This is a genomic window from Flavobacterium ammonificans (assembly GCF_020886115.1).
GTDB lineage: Bacteria > Bacteroidota > Bacteroidia > Flavobacteriales > Flavobacteriaceae > Flavobacterium > Flavobacterium ammonificans.
On sequence record NZ_AP025185.1, the window covers coordinates 773,637 to 798,421 of the forward strand.

Here is a 24,785-nt window from a genome sequence, read left to right on the forward strand (position 1 = left end):
AAAGGCGCAAAGGGGTAAAGTTTAAAAGGGTATATGTTTATGGGTTTAAAAGGGTATGGGGGTTATAGGTTTAAAAGGTTATGAGTTTTAAAAATTGTAAATCGTAAACTGTATATCGTCCCGACGCTTCGGGATCGTACCTCGTAAATTTCAAAACATATAAGTCATATAAGAGAATATCAGGAATTCGCTTCGCTCAATTAAAGAGCATTAAAGTAAATTGTTCTTGAATGGTGGACGTCTAGCATATAGAATATTCAAATTGTCACATTACTACATTTTCAAATTATACAAAGTATATCGTACCTCGTATATCGTACTTCGTAAATTTCAAAACATATAAGTCATATAAGAGAATATAAGGAAGTCGCTTCGCTCAATTAAAGAGTAGTAAAGCAAATTATTCCTTGTTTTAAATTTTGAATGTTGAATAACGAATGTTCAATGTTGAAATAAAACACACCCCTAGCCCCTCTAACTCTCGTTTTTATTTTATTTTGGAATCGTTGAATCTTCGATTTCAAGAGGGGAATGTTCAGCTTACGTTCAGCGCATTACTTCTAAAATCTAAAATAGTTAATCAGCAATCTTAATTCGTACCTCGTACTTCGTATATCGTACCTCGTAAATTTCAAAACATATAAGTCATATAAGAGAGTATAAGGAAGTCGCTTCGCTCAATTGAAGAGTAGTAAAGCAAATTATTCCTTGTTTTATATTTTGAATGTTGAATAACGAACGTTGAATAACGAATGTTCAATGTTGAAATAAAAACACACCCCTAGCCCCTATAACTCTCTTTAATATTATTTTTTGGAATCGTTGAATCTTCGATTTCAAGAGGGGAACGTTTAGCTTACGTTCAGCGGATTACTTTTAAAATCTAAAATAGTTAATCAGCAATCGCACATCGTATACCGTCCCGACGCTTCGGGATCGTATATCGTATATCGCACCTCAAAAACCACATCTTTATGTGATATAAAACGTTTCTCTTCCCTTTTACGAAAACCTAATTTTGCAAGTTGGTGTATACTGCAGTAAACCTAATGTTTACAATGTATCCATATACAAATCAATCCACCCCAATTGGCTTGTATAAAAATCATCTTCCCAAATCTCGAATTAGTATTAAATAATTGTATTTAAGAATATGCGAGAAAGCATTCAACGAATGTCAATACACCCAGTTAAGAGAAAAGCTACACTATCCAAAACAGTGCAGGTTTTCCATCCAACAATCAATACAGATTTAACAGCTAGCGTCCAGCAACAGTGTAAGTCTACTGCTGATTCGAAAGCTACAATAAACCATTCCCAATCGACAGATTCAATAATGACTACTTTATATAGGTTTACTATGACTCAATTTATATACCGAATAATGATGCGTTTAAGTACTATTTTTCAATTCAAACAGAAATCAAGTTCAACAACAACATACAACAGTTTTCATCATGCTATGATTTCTGTGGTCGTGCTAGGATTTCTATTTGGAAGTAGTACAAGTACAAATGCTCAAATTACCAATCTTAAGTTATCCACTGATCCCATTACCTACACCGAAATTTCAGGAGGAACCAACTTAGTTGCTGGTGGCTCGGCAATAGGAGCAGCATCGTCTGTAACGCCTATTGGATTTGATTTTGTTTTTCAAGGAAATACCTATTCGAATTTTTCAGTAAATGCAGCCGGATTATTGAAATTAGGCACAGTTGCTGTGACTACAGAAAGCGCCAACAATGCCAGTTCTACTACCAATACACCAAAACTATATGCTTGGTGGGATGCCACCGCGACCGTAGCAGCTGCTAATGGCGGCGGAGTGACTTTTGCTTTAAGTGGTTCAGCTCCTAACCGTGTATTAACGGTACAATGGAGAGTAGCGTATACCACCAATGCCTCTGCTGGTTTTAGTTACCAAGTAAAATTGTACGAAACCACAAATGTTATTGAGTATTTATATGGAGCAATACCTCCATCAGGAACATTAAGCGCCTCTGTTGGTTTAGGCAATTTTGGTGCCAACGAGTACCAGTCTATTTATACCTTTAATCACATTCCTTCTGCAACATTAAATTACAATGCCAATACCTTTTTTCCAGGAGCAGGCAATGGCATCAAATATATTTTTACGCCTAACTTGGCGGTGGTTACCCCAGCTAATGTAGCCAATAAACCTTCCTTTTGGTTAAAGGCAGATGGCGCGCTCAATGCCACACGTACTTTTTTAAACGTGCCCGCAAATAGAAGAACTGCTACAAGTGAATTAAATGCTAGTTGGGTGGCTGCCAATTCTGTACTCAACGCAACCAATGCATGGATACCAAATGCTGCACAGGGAGCCAGTGCAACTCCAACAGGTAATAACCAATTAGGCGCATTGACCCTAGATTTAGGTTCGGTGCAAACCATACATGGTGTGGCTACTTTAGGTGCAGGCGCAAATGCTTTTCATGTAAAAGATTATGTGGTGCGCGTGTCTACTGACAATGTTACCTATACTGATTTAGGGTTGTTTATGGGGAATGAACTGAACACTGCTTTGCGTTTTGCAGATTTTGATACCCCTATAAGCTGTCGTTATGTGCGTATCATTCCTTCTGGTTTTGAAGGCAATAGAGCGTTGCGTGTAGATGTCTATACTAAAACCCCAGTTGCCATCGCCAATAATTCGAAAGTGGCTGTGTGGGAAGAAACTTCAGGCAATCAATGGCATGCATTCCAAAATAATGTTGCCCCACAGCCTACTTTCAATACCAATCAAATTAACTTTAATCCAGCCGTTAATTTTACTAATAATCCAGGCACTTCTTTAAATATTCCTGACTTGGCCAATATTCGCCAAAGCTACTGGGTGGCACAAGATGCCACGGCAGAAGGGAATACCTATTTCCACGTGCTTTTTGGTAATGAAACTAATTTATATGGTGCCGCAACCACACCAAATTTCCACGGTGGTACAGCTGGTGCGGTACAATTTACCGCTACCATGTCAGCAGCTCAAGGGGGTTGGCGCAAAGACGGAACCTTAGGTTCAGCAGCTTCCCTCTATGATTTTGGTCCGCAAGGTAAACCTAACTTAATGACTTCGTTTGCTTTGCAAGACAATGCGCCATTTAGCGCACAAAGCATTTCGTTTCAAGCTGGGCAGGCCCGTTCTTGGCGAGGGCCCATCGCTGAAATCATTACCTTCCAAAACCAATTTAGTACCAATCAACAAGAGATTGTAGAAACCTATTTGGGTATTAAATACGGAATTACCCTAGGGCATGACTATATAACTCCAAACGGGACGATTGTTTGGAACAGAACTGCTAACACCACATACCACAACAATGTATTTGGTATTGGCCGTTCTGATAGCCAAGGTTTACACCAACGCCAATCGTTTTCAACCAATTTTACAGGTAAATTCATTACCATAGGAAATAACTCGGTGATAGGTGTTACCAATGCAGCGACTGTTGGAAATAATCTTACAACGGATAATACCTACCTTATAATTGGAGATGACAACGCTAATCTATTGTATTCAGAAACTTTAACAGGTGATTATTACCCTTTACTGCGTAAGTGGAGAGTAAGTAATACAGGAATTACTGCGGCTACTAAAATTAGTGTGCCAGCTTTTGGAAATTCTGCTGTAAATGCATTGCCAAATTCAGGTTTTGAAAAATTCGATGCGGAAACAGTGTATTTAGTTTTTGATGCAGATGGAGACGGCAACTTTGCCAATGCTACTTTTTCCGCCATGACTAAAGTGGGAACAGGGGCGAATGCTACTTGGGAAATCAATCGAGTACTACCAAACAATGCGGTAATTGGTTTTGCAGTAAAACAAAACCTAAGAGATACGGATATTGATGGTGTTCTTGATATCAATGACCTAGATGACGACAACGATGGTATTTTAGATAGCCAAGAACAAGTATCTTGTGCGCCTTATGGTGTCAATTTAGAAAATGTAACCTTTAATGGAGTTTCGGTTATAAATAAAACCATCAATTCCATTACTACAAATAACAATGGCTGGAATTCGGCATATTCTACACAAAATTTTTCACTCCCATTATCACTTAAATTTAACCGTAATACAACCGAAGGGTCGTTTATGTTTGGTTTACTCCCAGCCGCTGCAGCACAAACCCCAACCAATTGGAATGATAATGGCGCTAAATTTTACATTGCAGCTACACAAGGATATGGTTATTTCAACGGTGTCGCTTGGAGTTTTAATCACGGAGCTGTTACGGGTAATGAAGAGTACAGCATTGATATTTCTGCAACAGGCTATGTGACCGTGAAAATCAATGGTGTGCAAAAACAAGCCTACCAAGGGGTAAACTCAGCCTATAAGTTAGCAATTTCAGCAAGTACTACATCTGCTTTGATTTCAAACATTCGTTTAACCAATGCTGCTAACCCAGAAAAAACGATTTGTTTGGATCGGGATACGGATGGTGATGGGATTCCTAACCGTTTGGATTTAGATTCGGATGGTGATGGATGTAGCGACGCGTTTGAGGCCGGAACAACAACAAATAGAACGGTCGACTTCGCTCATCCTACAACTGGAGTTGGTACAAATGGTTTTTCTAACAGCTTAGAAGCTACTCCCGACAATGGAATTTATAATGGGACCTACAATTCTTTGCATGTTATTGATAATAATATAAAAGGGTGTATAGATTCTGATGGAGATAATAGTAGCGATGTAATTGACTTGGACGATGACAATGATGGTGTATTAGACGATGAAGAATGTGATGCTCCGTCTTTTTCTAGTTGGACCGATGAAGCAAGATTTAAAACTAAAATAATGAGTTCTGCCTTTCACGGAACCTTATTTAGAAGTAAAAGTGGAAAATATTATGTAGCAGGGCAGTACGCAAAGCCAGATGGGAATGATCAAGTAACACCAACTTTAGTTACACCAGCCAATGGTTATAATTATACCGGTGAGATCATCGACATGGCTGCTGTAGGGTCAAATAGTTGTTATGTTCTTGCTACAACTGATGGAATTTGGGTGTGGGGGTATTTGAATACCAACTTTGTATTGCCCGGAACTACTAATACTGCAGGAAGTCCATTTCAAAAAGTAGCCTTGCCTTCAGAAATTGATCCTAAAAACATCAAGTCGATTAGCGCCTCCACCAATAACTTCATGATCTTATTGCAGGATGGAAGCGTATATACCTACGCAATGACATTTCCTTCTTTAAATGGAGCAGGATTAACTGTAGCGACCAAAGGATTTACCAAAGTTTTAGTGGCACCCAATACACCATTAGCCAATATTGATCAGATTGAGGCTACTTCGGCTGGTTCTTTTGCTGCCGATGTAGCCAATAATAAAATCTATACATGGGGTGACCAAGTGTATTTAGGAAACGGTTCGGCAGCATCAAATAGAAATTTTGCTACCGAAATGACCAATCCTTTACCGAGCGGAACTGGAATTGCGATGATTGACGCGACCTACAATGCCAGTATGACTTATTTGGTTTTGGGCACAGACAAAAAAGTATATGCAATGGGGTCGGGTTCGGCAGGTATTTTAGGTCAAAATAGTGTAGCTAATTCAACAACTTGGGTAAACGTTAGGGGTAGGAACGGTATTGGAATCTTAGAAAATATAGAATATCTAAGCGCTCAAAACTCAACGGATTTATACACCTCAGCTTCAGTAATTACAAACACGGGCCAACCGCTGTCGTGGGGCGATGCTGGTGGAGCCAATATGATCGGATTAGGGAATACAAATGCGCTAGTACCAGCCTTACCTAATGGTATTTCAGAAACAGAATTTATTTATGTGATTGAAAATGGAGGTCACGTGACACCAATGTTGAATGATAAAGGCGAGATTGGAAACGTAGGACACAATGTATCGGGGGCTTTTGGTGATGGATCAACTCAAAACCGAGCCGTTTATATCTTCAATCCGTTCGAAAGAGGAACTGATTTTTCAGACAACATTGCAGCAACCTGTAACCCAGATATTGATAAAGATGGTATCATCAATCGCTTAGATTTAGACACCGATGGTGACGGATGTAGTGATGCCAAAGAAGCTGGTGTTTCAGGAACTTTAATTTCAGGCACTCTTGTCAATAGGGTAAACGGCTCAATAACCAACACAACTGTTACTAATGCTATTGCTCAGGGATCGTATGGGGCTAACGGATTAGCAGACGGCGTAGAAACTTCGGCTAACTCAGGAGCTATTAATTATGTTTCAACCTATGTTGATTTTGCGAAAAGCGCAACGATGAATGTTTGTGCTGATTCTGATAACGATGGTGTACCTGATATCCTAGATATTGACGATGACAATGATGGCGTTTTAGATGCAACAGAATCTCCCGACTGTTATTTACCAGCCACATTTTTTGCAAGTGGCAACAGACAAGCTAGCTTTACTATTTCATCTGAAATCCCAAGAGTTAGCCCAAATAATCAACCCAAAAATTTAATTGATGGTGATGGTACAACGATAGCTATTGGATTTGTTAATAGCTCATCTATTGTAAATAAAGAATTGTATAAAATTACGTTTAATTATCCCGTTCCTTTATCACAATTAACGCTTCGTTTTGCAGATGGAAACAGTCATTTTAATTCAGGAGCAATTGTTAAAGTTCAAGGTAGTAACGATAATACTGCTTGGACAGACTTAAACACAGGAACAACCTTCAATACCCTTACAGATAACACCATTGTTGCTCCATTTTGGACTGCAGCTACCTCTAATGAAGTCTTCACAATTACTCAAAACCAAGCACGATACAAATATTACCGTTTGTATGGTACAGCTGGATCTGTTAATGCAAATGGATATGCTACAGAATTTTATTTCACTACAGCAAGCAGCTATGAACCAAGTTTCTATCCAAAAGCAACGTGTACAGCTACAGATACAGATGGTGATGGAATTGCCAATAATTTAGACTTAGACTCTGATGGTGATGGTTGTCCAGACGCCAAAGAAGCAGGGATTATCGGAACTTTAGCACCAGCTGAAATCATTAATTTAGTCAATGGAACACGTACAGCTACACCAAATGTAGCAGGTGCAGTTGCTTCAGGACCTTATGGTGCCAATGGATTTGCTAATGGCGTTGAAACTGCGGCAGAAAGTGCGGTTTACAATGGAACGTTCGTTTATAAATATGCGCTTTCAACCAAATACAATGGCTGTCTTGATACCGACAATGATGGAGTAGCTAATTTATTTGATTTAGATGATGACAACGACGGGATTTTGGATGCCCAAGAGTGTGCGCCTTTTGATCCTAATAATGTTAATTATTCACCACGGTCATTTGCTGTTACGAATGGTGCCTCAGCATCTCAAACCTTTCCAGCTGCACCAAATGGGTTAGTGGTTAATGTTTGGACCTTAGATAATTCATTCAATGTTCGTATCAATGGAACCTATCTAACAACTCCAAATGAATTAGAATACTGGTCACCAGCGAATACAAATGCAATTGTAGAATTCTTAGACGGAACTTCACATCCAAGTATATGGACAATAACTGGTAATCAAGCACAACCAATTATTCGCATTTATATTGATGAATTAGGAGATGTCAAATTGTATGGTAGTAGAACAACCAATGGACCTTTAGAAGAAATGCGTTTACGCAATGGATCGTTCAATAACATTACTTTAAATACGAATGCTCCGAATACTTTCCAAATTGGACAATTAGTTGTTGCACAAACCTTTATTACAGGAGATTATGGGGTTATCAATAAAAACTGTGACTTTGATAACGATGGCATACCAAACCAGTTAGATTTAGACTCAGATGGCGATGGTTGTTCGGATGCAAAAGAAGCGGGGGTATCAGGCACTTTAAATCCAGGTAGCATTGTTAATTTAACGGCAGGTTCAACATCAACTACCACAACCACAGCTAATGTAGCAAATACAATTGCAAATGGACCCTATGGTACAAATGGTTTTGCGGATGCATTAGAAACATCAGGGAACGGTAATTATACAGGTGTATATACGTATTATTTTGCAGCAAGCTCAGGATTAAATGCCTGTTTGGATTCAGATAATGATGGTGTAATAGATCTTTCAGATATCGATGATGATAATGATGGGGTTCTAGATGCTGTAGAATCACCTACTTGTTTCTCAACAAATCAAGAAGCAAGTTTGCCAATAAGCTTAACAAGTGAATTACTAATACATAGTACTAATTCTATAATAAATGCAATAGATAATAATGCTACAACTTATTCTGCATTTAGTAATGGGCAAAATTGGGTAGGAAAAGAGTTGTTTAGAATAACCCCATCTGTTGTAGGTCCAATCGCTATTAGTGGTGTACAAATGGAGTTGTTCAATTGGGCACTATCTGGTTCACCAACCAGTACCTTTAAATTACAAGGTAGCTTAGACAATGGAACAACTTGGGCAGACTTATCTGCAGCTGTTAGTTCAACTGCTAGTACAGGATTGTTTACGGTTTCAAACACCTTGAACCCAACAGTTAAATATACCTTATTCCGAATTGTTGGTGTAGCAGGAACTTGTAGTTATGGTGGCGTGTATGAATTGCGTTTAGTTTTACCAACTACTTACCAAGCAAGTTTATATCCAAAAAGTAGCTGTACAAACGATACCGATGGAGATACCATTCCCAATTATTTAGACTTAGACAGTGATGGCGATGGTTGTCCCGACGCCAGAGAAGCGAGTGTTATTGGAACATTAACCACAGGAACAGTAATTAACCGTCCTGCTGGGGCAACAACTAATACCACCACAGCAAATGTTGCCAATGCGGTAGCCGCAGGCCCTTACGGCTTAAATGGTTTTGCCAATGGTTTAGAAGTAACGTCAGAAAATGGAGTTTACAACGGAACCTACACTTATAATTTTGCTACGAATGCCTCGATAAATGCTTGTATCGATACTGACAATGATGGCATTGGCGATATTATCGATTTGGATGATGATAATGACGGAATTTTAGATGCCACCGAATTAGTTTGTACGCAACAGCTTACTGCTAAAGCAGGGGTACTCGTTACCCGACCATCTACCATAAATTATTCCTTTAATGGAAACACTCTAGCCAATTTAGTAGATGGCGTTGATGCCAATACGATTGTAAATCACACCCCAACAGGAACATTAAACAATAGTCCGTGGTTAATTTTTGAATTTCCAACGCCAAGAGCATTAAGTTATCTTGAAATTGGACATTTCTCAGGTCAGACTTTGTTTGCAACTACTTCAACCTACAAAATTCAAGGAAGTACAGATAACAACAACTGGACCGATGTTACAGGAACATTAACCTATAACAATGTTGCTACCAGTACAAGTGGTGGTTTATCAACCAATAACTCTAATATTGCTAGTTTCCCTTCTAATACCACAGCGTACAAGTTTTATAGAATTTTTGGTATCGCAGCAACTACTGGTGGCGGTTGGGCAACCGAGGTTTATTTTAGGGAGAATGTGTGTAGTTGGGATTTAGATAATGATGGAATTATCAACTCTTTGGATTTAGATAGTGACGGGGATGGTTGTCCCGATGCAAGAGAAGCGGGTGTTATCGGAACTTTAACCACAGGAACAATAATTAACCGCACGGCAGGAACTTCAACCAATACTACCACAGCAGGAGTAGCCAATGCAGTAGCCGCAGGCCCTTATGGCTTAAATGGTTTTGCCAATGGTTTAGAATTAACGTCAGAAAATGGGATATACAACGGAACATATACCTATAATTTGGCTACGAATGCCAATTTAAATGCCTGTATCGATACCGATAGTGATGGCATTGGCGATATTATCGATTTGGATGATGATAATGATGGGGTTTTAGACACAGAAGAATTCAACTGTACGCCAGCCAGGATGAATAAAACCGGGATTACTGTTTCCTCTACAGTAACATGGGGCTTTAATGGAGCTACTACTTTAGCCAATATGGTGGACAATGCAGAAGCTATTGTTGCCTATTCGGATAGCGAATTTTTAAATCAAACTATATTACAATTCAATTTGCCTACGGCAAGAATCTTGAGCCAAATTGAAATTGGAAACCAAGCAGGCAATAACCCATTGGGTACTACAGGAACCTACAGAATGCAAGCTTGGGATGGGACTGAATGGATAGATTTGACAGCCAATCAAACATTTGGCACACCAACAGCGCCAATCAATGCAGCCAACAATTCGTATAAATTCAATATGCCATCAAATTATACGGCCTATACCCGATACCGAATTTTTGGTACATCCAACCGAGGGACAGTTTCGGGTTGGATTCAGGAGGCTTATTTTACAGAGCGTATCTGTTTGTTAGATATCGATGGAGATGGTGTTCCAAACCATTTGGATTTAGATGCTGATGGCGATGGTTGTGCAGATGCCATAGAAGCTGGAAGTTCAACTACAGCAACAAGCACTTCAAATTTTCCTGCTTCAGCAGGGAACGACACCAATCGAAATGGATTGTTAAACAACTACGAAGGTGGTACAGCAGGAACAATAAATTATACCTCTACCTATACCAGTTTTGCCTTGTCTAATACAATCAATGCATGTACCGATACCGATGGTGATGGAATTACAGATGTTAGAGATTTAGATGATGATAATGACGGTATTTTAGACAGTATTGAATGTCCGTTAACCCAATTAAACACCAACGAAAGTAATGGAACTTTTGGTACTGAAGCAACCCCTCGTAATACTTCAAATACTAATGTTACTGGAGGATATGTGTATTCAGGGACAAATAGTGGGGCTGCTCAATATGCTGTAATCAATCAGGGGACTCCGTACCACCCAGCTGCTGAATTTTGGAGGTATTCAGGCCGCACCACAGGAACTGCTACAGACGCTTATTTAGCTGTAAACGGTAGTACAACTGTGGGTACATTTTACAGAGAAAGTATCAGCTTGCAGGCAGGTGCAAGATACCGAATTTCGTTTTGGCACCAAGCCGCTTCAGCTAATAACGATTACCAATTAGCAGCTGAAGTACTTTCGGCAAGCAATGCGGTTATAGCAACGGCTAATTCCGGCCCGCAAAATTCATTGGGTTGGAAATTAGCTTCTATTGATTTTACATCAGCAACTAACCAAACGGTAAGTTTTATTATTAAAAATGTTTCTACTAATTCAAGTGGCAATGACTTCTCTATCGATGATATTTCAATCACCGCTATTGGATGTCCTGATTCTGATTTGGACGGTACTCCAAATCACTTGGATTTAGACAGTGATGGTGATGGTTGTAGTGATGCACTCGAAGGAGGAGCTACTAATGTTACTACAGCCAATTATAAATTTACTTCTACAGCAGGAACCAACGGTTTTGCTGATGAGTTAGAAACCAGTCCAGGTTCTGGAGTTTTCAGTAGAACCTACAGTTATAATTTTGCGTTGAGCAATACCATTAATGCTTGTACAGATTCCGATAACGACGGGGTTAGGGATATTTTAGATTTAGATGACGATAATGATGGAATTTTAGATTCAGTTGAGATGGGTTGTGATCAAGGTGTAAATATAACTGGAACTAACGGTGGTGTTAGAGCTGAAAATACAGCTCCACCTGGTTGGACAAGTTCTGTATCCTCGCCAGACATTGCTAATGCTGCGGGTCATGTGTATGGCACTTGGAATGTAGGATGTGTAGGAACTGCTCCACTACCTCCAAATGGTCACTTAACATGGATGAGTTTCTTCTCTAATACACAAGAAGCATTTAAGACGACACTCAACAATTTAATACCAGGCAGAAGTTATTCACTAACAGTTTTTTACGGAAGATTTGCTGCATTAGGAGTTGGTTTAGGACAAGTAACAGTTAAGTTAGGGACAACAGTAATTGATCAATATACGCCAACGGTTGGATGCGGTTGGGAAACAAGAACAATCACATTTACTGCTGCGGCATCGAGCCAAGAGTTGCAATTCCAAAATACAGGACCAACATCTGCAACGTGGAACACAAATATTTCGATCAGTGCTAATGCTATTCTACCAGTATGTACTGACATTGATACGGATAACGACGGCATTTCAAACCGGTTAGACACAGACTCTGATGGGGATGGCTGTTTCGACGCAGTGGAAGCAAAAACTACTTATAATGCTGGTTCAGGAATTGTGAGTACTGCTAAATTAACAACGAGTACTATTCCAGGAACTGTTGGGGATAATGGTTTTGTAAATGGTTTAGAAACTGCTGCGGGAAGTGGGATTTATAATGGCACTTATTTGTACTCGAGAGCCACAGATCCTAATATAAAATCGTGTATTGACACTGATTTTGACGGGTTGCCAGATTTTGAGGATGTCGATGATGATAATGATGGAATTTTAGATAGTAATGAATGCGTTTCGGCCTTATCCCAAAATTTCCCTACATCGGGAGGAAATACCAATACGCTTACTGGTTGGACCGTAGGTGGAACTTATGCAGGTTCAGGATCCTGGACAAGTGCTACAGGGAGAATAAATTTAAATACGAATGGGTTAGAATTTAGAAGAGATGCATCCACAACCTCCACAATTACTAGAACAATAACTAACCTTCCTGCTAACAGTGAGATAACCCTAGGTAATTTGTATTGGTTTAATACAAATGCTGCTGATAATTCTGTTGTAGCAACCTTGAATGTTAAATTAAATGGCGTTACTTATGCTACGATAAAAACGGGATCAGCCAATACGGCTTTGCCTTCAATTACGGTTTCAAATGGGGCAACAACTAATTTATCTTCGCTACCAAGTACCTCTGCAAATACAGCATCTGCTAAGTCTAATGTAATTCTTAAATTACCTAATCCTACGATTGCTTCTGCATCATTAATTATCGAATTTATTGCATCATCGTCTGCCGGAGAAGTGGATGATATTGGTTTTGCTTCTATCTCTATCAATAGTTGCGATGCGGATACTGACGGAGACGGTATTCCTAACTCGCAAGATTTAGATTCAGATAACGATGGTTGTTCTGATGCTAACGAATATTACAATTCCGCTACTGCTCAAGGCACAGATGGGAATAGTTATTTCGGAACAGGAAATCCACCAGCAATCAATGCGAATGGGTCAGTTACCGCGGCCAGTTATAGTGGTACATACACTAATGCAGCAGTTGCAGGTTCGGCTAGTGTGATTACTGCTCAACCTGTAGATGCGGGTGTGAGTCCAGGGGCAACAGTAAGCTTTACCGCTACAGTTACTGCTGGATCAGCTCCTGTAGCTTACCAATGGAAATTAAGCACAGATGGGGGAACAACTTGGGCCAATGTGACCAATACAGCGCCTTATTCAGGGGCAACTACTACCAGCTTAACAGTATCAAACATTACTATGAGCATGAAAGGGTACAGCTATAAATTAGTAATTACCCAAGCCAATTATGTGTGTGGTACTGTAGTATCCAACCCTGCTAAAATTGAAATTGTTCCTTTTGTTTCTATAGTTGACGATGCGGTTACCGCTGCCGAAGACACGGTAGTTAGCGGAAATGTTTTGACCAATGATAAGGGGTCAGGAAATACCGCCCTTACCGTAAACAGATTTAAAATTGGAGCGACAACCTACAATGCAGGAGATACTGCAACAATTGCAGGAGTTGGAACAATTCGAGTGAATTCAGACGGAACATTTACATTTACACCTCAATTAAATTATATAGGAACAGTACCTGCAATCGAATATACCGCGACAGACACCGTTGGGGCCTCCGATTCAGGAACCCTGTCTATTGTAATTACACCAACCAATGATCCTCCGGGAGCTACGGATGAGCTTGTAAATGTTACTGAAGATATACCGTTTACAGGGGATGTATTGTCAAACGATACCGACGCTGAAGGGAATAGTTTAGTGGTAAGTACATTTAGCACTACTATTAATAATGTTATAGTAACTTTCAATGCAGGAGTTTCGGCTGCAATTCCAGGGGTAGGAACGATTGTAGTCAACGCCAATGGATCGTTTACTTTTACACCAGCATTGAATTATATTGGAATTGTTCCGGATGTAGATTATACTATTTCTGATGGAAATGGCGGCTCGGATACCGCTAAATTATCAATTGTTATCACCCCAGTTAATGACGCTCCTTTAGCGGCTGATGATATTGTAACGGGATCTCAAGGAACTACTTTAACCGGTTCAGTGCGAACTAATGATTCGGATTTAGAAGGAAATAACTTAACAGTAACTGGATTTACTGTTGTGGGAGTTGCTGGCACACCAGTAATAGGCACACCGTTTTCGATTCCGGGAGTTGGTAGCCTTACTATTAATCCTGATGGAACCTATACTTTTGTTCCATTAAGTACATTTACTGGACAGGCGCCATTGATTACCTATACACTTTCTGATGGCAATAGCACAGATACAGCTGTTTTAGACATTTATGTAGCACCGGTCAATCAGACTCCAATAGCAAGGCCTGATGCTAAAACAATTAATGAAGATACAACAGCTACGGGAAATGTACTTTCAGACGGCACTCCTGACTCAGACCCGGATGCCAATACGGTATTAAAGGTAACGCAATATTCATTTACTATTGGCAGTACGGTATATACCTATCCAGCAGGAACCACAACTTCAATACCTGGAGTGGGTGTGATAGTAGTTAATGCAGATGGTACTTACACTTTTACACCAAACTCCAATTACAATGGAGTAGTGCCCGTAATTACCTATACCATTACAGATGATAATAATCTTGCAGCCACCGGAGCAACGGTTTCGAGTACCTTAACCATTACGATTACACCAGTCAACGACAATCCAATTACAGTCAATGACGACAATAAAGTTACCCCAGAAGACACGCCAATTTCAGGCAATGTATTGACCAACGATAGTGATCCAGAAGGTACCGCTATTACAGTTACGCAATTTACTATAAACGGTACGAACTATCCTGCTGGAACATCAGCTACAATTACAGGCGTAGGAACTTTAATTGTAAATACAAACGGTAGTTTTACGTTTACACCGGCAGCCAATTATTCGGGTGCAGTACCTACAGTTACCTATACTGCTAGAGATGCTGATGGAGGAACGGGAACCGCGACTTTAAAATTAGCAGTAACCCCTGTGAATGATGCCCCAGTTGCAGTTGATGATACGGTAAGCACACCGGAAAACACTGCGGCTACAGGTAATGTAGTGACTAACGATACTGATGTTGAAGGCAACACCAAATCGGTAACTAGTTTTACTATTAACGGAATAACCTATCAAGTAGGAACAATCGTAACCATTCCGAACATAGGGACATTAATACTCAATGCTGATGGAACTTATACGTTTACACCAGCTCCTAATACTAGTGGAGCAGTTCCAGTCATAACCTATACTCTATCAGATGGCAATGGAGGAACAGATACTGCGGATTTAAATATTACAGTTGCAGCTGTAAATGATGCACCAGTTGTGGTGAATGAATCGTTAAGTACTAATGAAGACTCACCACTTACAGGTAATGTTTTAGCTAATGATACCGATCCTGAAAATAATACATTAACAATAACTCGATTTACAGTAGCAGGGCAATCCTATACCGCAGGTCTAACCGCTACTATTGATGGTGTGGGAACAATCCGAGTTAATACCGATGGAACCTTCACATTTACACCAGTAGCCAATTATAATGGTTCAGTGCCGGTTATTGGTTATACAGTATCTGACGGTCAAAGTCCTGCACTTACTACTGACGGTTCTCTTTCAATTAATGTAAATCCTGTAAACGATGCGCCAACCGCACGTCCTGATACGGCTTCAGCTACTATAAATACTGCAGCAACTGGAAATGTAGTAGACAATGACTCAGATATTGAAGGCAGCGCTCTTACAGTAACACAATTTGTTCTTACAATAAATAGCGTCGTTACGACTTTTAACGCAGGTGACACTGCAACCATTCCAGGCGTTGGAACCTTGGTCATTAATGCTGATGGCACCTATACCTTTACACCGGCGACAGATTATTTAGGCCCTGTACCAGTAGCGACCTATACGGTCAGCGATGGAACAGCAACAGCAACAGCTGCCTTAACATTAAGTATTACTGCTCCAGATACCGATGGCGATGGGGTTTATGATTTTAAGGAAACGGCTGACGGTACAGATCCAAATAACTTCTGTGATTATAAACCAACTTCGGTAATGGGAACCCGAACTGGAGCGTGGAATTTAGCTGATTGTGATGGTGATGGAACCCGAAATGGAACAGACACCGCGCCATTAGACCCTTGTATTCACGCAGTCAATGCACAACCCGACAGAACAAATGCTTTATGGCAAGCTGCTGATTGTGATCAAGATGGTGAAACCAATGGATTTGAAGATGCCAATGGAACAAATTATAACAATGCTTGTTCTTTCACCACAGCACCTACAGCTTCTAGTTCAGTATACTCTACTTGGTCTCTATTGGATTGTGATAACGATGGTCTTACGAATGCTTCAGAAATTACAGGAGGAACGAATCCATTGAATTCGGATACTGATGGTGATGGAAACCCTGACAATACAGATACCCGTAAAACGACCCCAACAGCAATTAACGATACTGCTAATGGTTCAGTTGGAGTTGCTTCTGTAGTAAATGTATTAGCGAATGACGATTATTTACCTAATGACGGAAACACAATAACCAGAGTGGGTGGTACCGCAACAGGTACCGTAAGCTTCAATCCAGTTACCGGTCAAATGACCTATACGCCAACCAATGCTGAAGGGGGTACTGCCGTAACAATTATATATGAAGTATGTCAAGGCAGTGTTTGCGCTACAGCTACGGTAACAATTACGGTTGCCATCAACGATGCTGATGGAGACGGTGTGTCAGATAATATCGAAGCATCGGATAACACCAATCCAAATGACGGATGTAATTATTTACCATCTAGTCAAATTAGCGCTAATACAAGTCTAGCTTGGAGAGCGGCAGATTGTGATGGTGACGGAACGCCAAATGGAACAGATAATCAACCATTAAACCCATGTGTGGGAGGTGCAGCCATACCAAATACTTCAAATGCCATTTGGCAAGCAGCAGATTGTGATAGTGACGGAATTCCAAATGGAACAGAAGGTCTTATAGATACGGATGGGGATGGCACACCAAACTATTTGGATGTGGATTCTGATAATGACAACATACCAGATGCAGTAGAAAAAGGCAGTGGAAATACCCTATTAGATACCGATGGAGATGGAACACCAGATTATAGAGATTTGGATTCAGATAACGATGGTATTCTTGACAGTATTGAAGACACAGGCTGTTCAGGAACAACGCCATGTACTCCAACGGATACTGATGGAGATAACATCCCAGATTATAGAGATCTAGATTCAGATGCTGATGGTATTTCTGATGCTATTGAAAAAGGACCAGGATCCACACCTTTAGATACAGATGGAGATGGTACTCCAGATTTCCAAGAAATTGATTCAGATGGAGATGGCATTTCAGACGCAATAGAGAAAGGTTCGGGAGCAACTCCAATAGATACAGATAGTGATGGAACTCCTGATTACCGTGATACCGACTCTGATAATGATGGCATTTCAGATGCGATAGAAAAAGGTCCGGGATCGACACCAATCGATACCGATGGAGATAATATACCAGATTACTTAGATAGAGACTCAGATGCAGATGGTATTTTAGATGCCATTGAAAAAGGACCAGGAGCTACTCCAATCGATACCGATGGAGATAATATTCCAGATTTTCTGGACACCGATTCAGATAATGATGGTATTTCAGATGCCATTGAAAAAGGACCAGGAAGCGGGAATACACCATTAGACACCGATGCCGATGGAATACCAGATTACCGCGATACGGATTCGGATAATGATGGAATTCTGGATTCAGTAGAAAAAGGAAGTGGCAGCACAGTTGTAGATACAGATAGTGACGGAACACCAGATTATCGTGATTTGGATTCCGACGGCGACGGTAAACCTGATGCTCAAGAAGGCAACATAGACACAGATGGGGATACTATTCCTAACTACCAAGACTTGGATTCAGATGACGACGGTGTTTTAGATGCGGTTGATCAATGTCCTTTAGTTGCAGGCACAGCTGCATCCAACGGATGTCCACCTGACTTTGACGGCGATGGTTTAATAGACACAGTTGATTTAGATGACGACAATGACGGAATTTTAGATACAGTGGAAGCGGCGGCTTGTTTACCGGCTAGTCCAAATTGTGACACGGATGGTGATGGTATTCCGAATCGTTTGGATTCCGATTCTGATAATGATGGCATTTCTGATGTGAAGGAAGCAGGAGGAACGGATTCTGATAATGATGGAAGAGTTGACGGAGGAGTTGATGCTGACGGAGTTCCAACGTCTGCGAATGGAGGTCTAACACCTCCAAATACAGACGGAACCGGTGGAACTAATCCGTATGACATTGATTCTGATGGTGACGGAATTCCAGATGCGATTGAAAAAGGAGCTAATGGAAATGCACCTGTTGATACTGATGGCGATAACATTCCAGATTATCTTGATTTAGATTCGGATGGCGATGGTATTTCGGACGCGATTGAAAAAGGACCAAATGGAACTACCCCAATTGATACAGATGGCGACGGCATTGCAGATTACAAAGATCTAGATTCAGACAACGATGGTATTTCAGATGCCATTGAAAAAGGACCTGGAACAACACCAGTAGATACCGATGGCGATGGAACCCCAGATTACCGTGATACGGATTCCGATAATGATGGAATGTCTGACACTATTGAAAAAGGGCCAACCGCAACTCCAGTGGACACAGATAGTGACGGAACACCAGATTACCGAGATTTAGATTCTGACAACGATGGTATTTCAGATGCGATTGAAAAAGGACCTGGAACAACACCTGTTGATACTGATGGCGATAACATTCCAGATTATAGAGATCTAGATTCAGACGGTGATGGTATTTCGGATGCGATTGAAAAAGGTCCGGGAGCGACACCAGTGGATACAGATGGTGACGGAATTCCGGATTATCGTGATACCGATTCAGATAATGATGGGATATCTGACGCAAATGAAAAAGGTTCGGGAGCGACACCAGTAGATACTGATGGTGATGGATTACCGGATTATAGAGACCTAGATTCAGACAACGATGGTATTCCAGATGCAGTTGAGAAAGGCCCAAGTACTACTCCAGTGGATACCGATGGGGATAATATACCAGATTATAGAGATTTGGATACTGATAACGATGGCATTCCAGACAACCAAGAAGGAGTAGTCGATACTGATGGCGATACAATTCCAGATTATAGAGATTTGGATTCGGATGGAGATGGTGTTTTAGACACTAACGACCAATGCCCATTAGTGGTAGGAACAGCACAAATGAACGGCTGTCCAGCTGATTTTGATGGTGATGGAATTGATGATACAGCTGATTTAGATGATGATAACGATGGAATCTTGGATTCAGTAGAAGCGGCAGCTTGTTCACCAACTGATCCAGATTGCGATACTGATGGAGACGGCATCCCTAATCGATACGATGCTGATTCAGATAATGACGGTATTAAAGACACCAAAGAAGCGGGAGTTGTAGACGCTAACAACGATGGAAAAGCAGACGGTGGGGTAGATGCTAATGGAGTACCTAGCTCGACTAATGGAGGCACAACACCACCAAACACAGATGGTGACGGGCAAGCGAATCCATACGACCTAGATTCAGACGGAGATGGTATTTCAGACTCAGTTGAAAAAGGAGCTAACGGAGCTAGTCCAGTGGATACAGATGGTGATGGAGCACCAGATTATTTGGATTTGGATTCGGATAATGACGGTATTCCAGATGCAATTGAAAAAGGAACCGGCTCAAGTATTTTAGATTCAGATGGCGATGGAACACCAGATTATAGAGATTTGGATTCAGACAATGACGGTATTCTAGACAGTGTAGAAAAAGGAACAACAGCCACTCCAATCGATACCGATGGAGACAATATTCCAGATTACCGTGATCTAGATTCAGATAACGATGGTATGCCAGATGCAGTAGAAAAAGGAAGTGGCAGTACACCAGTAGATACTGATGGAGACGGCACTCCAGATTATCGCGATACTGATTCGGATAATGACGGAATTACAGACGCTATCGAAAAAGGGCCTAACGGAGTCACTCCAATAGACACGGATGGCGACGGCACTCCAGATTACAGAGATTTGGATTCGGATAACGACGGCATTCCTGATGCTACTGAAAAAGGAACTGGAAGTACTCCATTGGATACGGATAATGATGGAACTCCAGATTACCGAGAATTAGATTCGGATAACGATGGTATTTCAGACTCAGTTGAAAAAGGGACAGGAACTATTCCTTTGGATACCGATAATGATCAAATACCAGATTACCGAGATATAGATTCGGATAACGATGGGATTCCTGATGCAGTAGAAAAAGGAAGCGGCAGCACACCTGTTGATACTGATGGCGACGGCACTCCAGATTATCTTAATACTGATTCGGATAATGACGGTATTCCAGACTCAGTTGAGAAAGGACCAAACGGAGCAAATCCAATTGATACGGATAATGATGGAACCCCAGATTACCGAGATTTGGATTCGGACAACGACGGTATTTCAGATGCAATAGAGAAAGGACCAAATGGAGCTACACCTGTCGATACAGATTCAGATAATATTCCAGATTACCGAGATGCAGATTCTGATGTAGATAATAAACCTGATAATCAGGAAGGATTAACAGATACAGATGGAGATGGTGTTCCTAATTATAGAGATACTGATTCTGATAACGATGGCGTTTTGGATGTAAATGACCAATGTCCGTATGTGGCAGGAACAGCTATTTTAAATGGTTGTCCGCCAGATTCAGACAGTGACGGAATAACAGATGATATTGATTTGGATGATGATAACGATGGTATCCTAGATACAGTGGAGAATGGAATTTGTAGTCCAGCATCAGTTGATTGTGATACTGACGGCGATGGTATTCCAAACCGATTGGATCCAGATTCAGACAACGACGGTATCTCTGATGCAAGAGAATCAAATGGAACAGATACTAATGGCGACGGCAAAGTAGATGGCAATGTAGATGCTAATGGTATTCCACAATCATCTAATGGCGGGGTAACACCTCCAAATACAGATGGAGATGCTAATCCAAATCCATACGATCTAGATTCAGATGGCGATGGTATTACAGATGCTATTGAAAAAGGAACCAATGGCAATGCACCGGTGGACAGTGATGGTGACGGCACGCAAGATTATTTGGATTTAGATTCGGATAACGATGGTATTCCTGATACAATTGAAAAAGGAACAGGAACCAGTATTTTAGATACTGATGGTGATGGAACTCCAGACTATAGAGATGTAGATTCGGATAACGATGGTATTCCTGATGCAGTAGAGAAAGGACCAAATGGAGCTACTCCAGTAGACACAGATGGAGACGGCATACTTGATTACCGTGATTTGGATTCAGATAACGATAGTATCCCAGATGCAGTAGAGAAAGGACCAAATGGAAATAATCCTGTTGATACTGACGGAGATGGTACTCCAGATTATCGAGATGTAGATTCAGACGGTGATGGAGTAGGTGATTTTGAAGACGATTGCCCGTTAACTATTGGCAGCGTTGTATTAAAAGGTTGCCCAGGAATTGATTCCGATAACGACGGTATTCCAGACGCTGTAGATTTAGATGACGACAATGATGGAATCACTGATGTTGTTGAAAATGCAGCTTGTACGCCAACTGCTTCGAATTGCGATACGGATGGCGACGGAATCATCAATAGTTTGGATTTAGATTCAGATAACGATGGTATTACCGATGCAAGGGAATCTAATGGTATAGACGCGAATGGCGATGGTAGAATAGACGGATCAGTTAATGCAAATGGGGTTCCAGTTGCTGCCAATGGCGGAACAACTCCTCCCGATACTGATGGTGATGGAAGACGCAATCCATACGATGTAGATTCTGACAATGATGGCATTTCTGATTCAGTAGAGAAAGGAGCGAATTCAAACGCACCAGTAGATACAGACGGAGACGGAACGCCAGATTACTTGGATTTGGATTCGGATAACGACGGTATTTCGGATGCCATTGAGAAAGGCCCATCAGCCACTCCAGTTGACACGGACGGCGACGGAACGCTAGATTACAGAGATTTAGATTCTGATAACGACGGTATTTCGGATGCCATTGAGAAAGGCCCGTCAGCCACTCCAGTTGACACGGACGGCGACGGAACGCTAGATTACAGAGATTTAGATTCTGATAACGACGGTATTTCAGATGCGATTGAGAAAGGCCCAACAGCCACTCCAGTTGATACTGATAATGATGGAACACCAGATTATAGAGATTTAGATTCAGATAACGATGGTATTTCTGATGCGATTGAGAAAGGTCCAACAGCCACTCCAGTTGATACTGATAATGACGGCACTCCAGATTATAGAGACTTAGATTCAGACAATGACGGCATTTCAGATGCCATTGAGAAAGGCCCATCAGCCACTCCAGTTGACACTGATAATGATGGCACACCAGATTACAGAGATTTAGATTCAGACGGTGACGGTATTCCAGATTCAGTGGAAGACAGCGGTTGTACAGGAACAGCACCATGTACACCAACCGATACAGATGGTGACGGCGTACCAAACTACTTGGATTTAGATTCAGACGGTGACGGTATTCCAGATACAATTGAGAAAGGACCAAACGGTGCCACTCCAGTTGACACGGACGGCGATGGAACACCAGATTATTTAGACACGGATAGTGATAGTGACGGTATTCCAGACTCAGTAGAGAAAGGACCAAACGGAGCATCACCAGTTGACACGGACGGAAATGGAACTCCAGATTATCAAGATTTAGATTCTGATAACGATGGTATTCCAGACGCAGTAGAGAAAGGGCCAAATGGAGCCACTCCAGTAGACACTGATAATGATGGTATTCCAGATTACAGAGATTTGGATTCAGACAACGACGGAATTCCAGACGCAGTAGAGAAAGGACCAAATGGAGCCACTTCAGTAGACACTGATAATGATGGTATTCCAGATTACAGAGATTTGGATTCAGACAACGACGGAATTCCAGACTCAGTAGAAAAAGGACCAAATGGAGCTACACCAGTTGACACGGACGGAGATGGAACACCAGATTACTTGGATTTAGATTCAGATAACGACGGTATTCCAGACGCAGTAGAAAAAGGACCAAATGGTGCCATTCCAATTGACACGAATGGCGACGGCACACCGGATTATTTAGATTTAGATTCGGATAACGACGGTATTCCAGACGCAGTAGAGAAAGGACCAAACGGATCAACACCAGTTGACACGGATGGCGACGGAACACCAGATTACTTAGACACGGATAGTGACGGTGACGGTATTCCAGACTCAGTAGAGGACAGCGGATGTACAGGAACAGCTCCATATACACCAACCGATACAGATGGTGATGGAACACCAAACTATTTGGATGCAGATTCAGACGGTGATGGTATTCCAGATACAATTGAGAAAGGACCAAACGGAGCCACTCCAGTTGACACGGATGGTGACGGAACACCAGATTATAAAGACTTAGATTCTGATAACGACGGAATCCTAGACTCAGTAGAAAAAGGACCAAATGGAGCTACACCAGTTGACACGGATGGCGACGGAACGCCAGATTATTTAGATTTAGATTCAGATGGTGACGGTATTCCAGATGCAGTGGAGAAAGGACCAAACGGTGCTACTCCAATTGACACGGACGGCGACGGAACACCAGATTATAGAGACTTAGATTCGGATAACGACGGTATTCCAGACGCAGTAGAAAAAGGACCAAACGGAGCTACTCCAATTGACACGGACGGTGATGGCACACCTGATTATTTAGATTTAGATTCGGACAATGATGGTATTCCAGACGCAGTAGAAAAAGGACTAAACGGTGCAACACCAGTTGACACTGACAACGATGGTACACCAGATTACTTGGATTTAGATTCTGATAACGACAGCATTCCTGATGCAGACGAAAAAGGCCCCGATGGAACTAATCCAATAGATACAGACGGTGATGGCGTTCCAGATTACAGAGATTTACCTAATGTAAATTTAAATCCAGATACCGATGGTGATGGCGTTACAGATTCGCAAGAGTTAATCGACGGCACAGATCCTACGGATCCATGTTCATCAAACCCTCAAAGCATTACCGTACCATTGAGTCAATTGTTTTTAGATGGCGATTGTGATGGTGATGGATTAAGCAATGGCGAGGAATTGGGATTAAATCCAATGTTACCAACGGATGTGGATAATAACGGAACGCCAGATTATTTGGAGTTTAACAACCACAGCCAGAGCGAGGACGATTTGGAGATATTCAATTCGATGACAACAAACGGTGATGGGCTTAACGATGTATTTGTAATTAGAGGCATTGAGAACTATCCGGATAATAACTTATACATCTATAACCGTTGGGGAGTAGAGGTGTATAATGTAGAGGGTTATGGTCAAGATGACAAATACTTTAGAGGTTTGTCAGAAGGGCGTAATACGATCTCACAATCGGCAGAATTACCTAAGGGCACTTACTATTTTATATTACGATATAAAAACAAGCAAGGGGTAGATAAGCAACGTTCAGGGTATTTATATATAACAAAATAATAGT

At 41.1% G+C, this 24,785-nt stretch carries 1 protein-coding gene; it reads left to right on the forward strand.

Annotation, left to right across the window (positions count from 1 at the left end; translation table 11 throughout):
- The first annotated feature begins 1,174 nt into the window (after window positions 1-1,174).
- Window positions 1,175-24,781, forward strand: a complete 23,607-nt coding sequence (locus tag LPC20_RS03345; RefSeq protein WP_229326496.1) for a cadherin-like domain-containing protein — start codon at window positions 1,175-1,177, stop codon at window positions 24,779-24,781.
- Window positions 24,782-24,785: the final 4 nt, after the last annotated feature.